At 56.1% G+C, this 1,697-nt stretch carries 1 protein-coding gene; it reads right to left on the bottom strand.

What is annotated here, in order from left to right:
- The coding region (locus RTY00_RS24485) for an EAL domain-containing protein (protein ID WP_312666706.1) at positions 1 to 1,572 on the bottom strand (1,572 nt) is incomplete at its 3' end.
- Between the last annotated feature and the right edge of the window lie 125 nt (positions 1,573 to 1,697).

The raw sequence follows: 1,697 nt of genomic DNA, 5'->3' as shown, positions 1-1,697 counted from the left end.
CAAGCCCTGCAAATGGCAAACCATGCTGGCATCACGCAGCTGCACCGCCGAGATATTGACGCTAAGCGGGATATTAATGCCCTGCTTCTGCCAGCCGGCCAGAATGCGGCAGGCCTCTTCAAACACCCAGCGGCCAATGGCCGAAATCACACCAATCTCTTCGGCGCTGGCAATAAACTCTTCTGACAATCCGTAGCTGCCATCCGGCATGCGCATGCGCAACAGCGCTTCGGCACCGGCCAGTTCGCCGGTTTCCATATTGATTTGCGGCTGCAGATAGAGGGCAAACTGCTCGTCCTGTAAACCTTGCAAGATGTCGTGCTCCTGCGTTAAACGCTTCTGCGCCCGCTCGGTGAGCGCCGGGTCGAAGAACAGAATCTGGTTTTTGCCTTGATGGCGCGCCGACATCATCGCCGAAGTCGCGCGATCGAGCTGTTCGCTGGCCGAAATGCTGTTCTCTTCGTGCAGCGCCAGACCAATGCTAGCGTTCGGACGCAGTTGCAGCTGTTGCAGGTTCACTGGCTGATTGATGCGAATCATCAGGGTACGCGCCAGGCGCATGGCACGGAACGGATTGTGCGCGCGCTTCATCAGCAACGCGAAGTCGCTGGGGCCGGTTTGTGCCAGCAGCGAGTGATCGTCGACGGTGCTGCGAATCTTTTCCACCAGCGTCAGCATCAGCGTATCGCGCTGTTCATCGCTCAGTACGCCGTTGGCTTCCTGCAGCGTTTCAATGCGAATCACCATCAAGCCCCACGCCTGACGATTGTGGCGATGGCTCATGTGCTGTTCGAGTAGCGCAAGGAACAACGCGCGATTGGGCAGGTCCGTCACGGCGAAATGGGTGGTCATGCGGCTCATTTCGTCGTGAATCGACTCCAGCACCTGCTGATTGCGGTTGTAGCTGCGGATCAGCATGCCGATTTCATCATCACGATGGTTATGCGGCAGCTTCATTTTATGAGTCAGAATCGCCTGCGGCGGCAGCTCCTGCAAATCACGCGAAATGTCGCGCAGCGGATGCACAATCAAGCGGTTGATACACCAGCTGATGGCGATCGAGAGGATCAGCGCCAGCAGCAGATAGGTAGTGATCATGGTCGACAAGGTGCTGAGCAGGAACTGATAAACGCGCGAGGAGTCGGCCTGCAATACCAGATAGGCAATCGGCTTCGGCAAGCCCGATCGCTCCACGGAATAGAGCGGCAGCGTGATTTGTACCGGCAGCTCAAACAGGCGCGCGACCCAGCGTGGCACCGGTTTTTCCGGCGCGAAATCGGCATGCAGCGCCTGGAAGGCATTCGGCAACACCACATCGGCACGCGATAAAATACCGGCCGGTTTTAGGGTATTGAGGATGCGTTCGGCTTGCGGAATATCGGCTTTAAGTACCGCTTCAGAGAGCGGCTGACGCACAGTGTGCGCCACATTTTCCATTTGCTGGGCGTAGTCAATCCTGCGCTGCTGCACAAAGTGAAAGAGCTGGATGACAATAAAGATGCAGATGGTCACCATCGCCACGGCGGAAACCGTCGCCATCTGCTTTATCGTTAGAGAACGACTGACGCGCAACAAAACTTCTCCAGGCCACCAAAGGCGTGTAATGAGATGAAATTCGCAGCGAGTATATCCCAGGTCACGCGTTTTTTTCGCCGGGATAAAGGCGAAAAATAGGCAAGTTGAGTTATTTATGAAGT

It is taken from the genome of Pantoea sp. CTOTU49201 (assembly GCF_032054795.1).
Lineage (GTDB): Bacteria > Pseudomonadota > Gammaproteobacteria > Enterobacterales > Enterobacteriaceae > Pantoea > Pantoea symbiotica.
The sequence above is the reverse complement of the archived record's forward strand: the minus strand, read 5'-3'. Positions and strand labels throughout refer to the sequence as shown.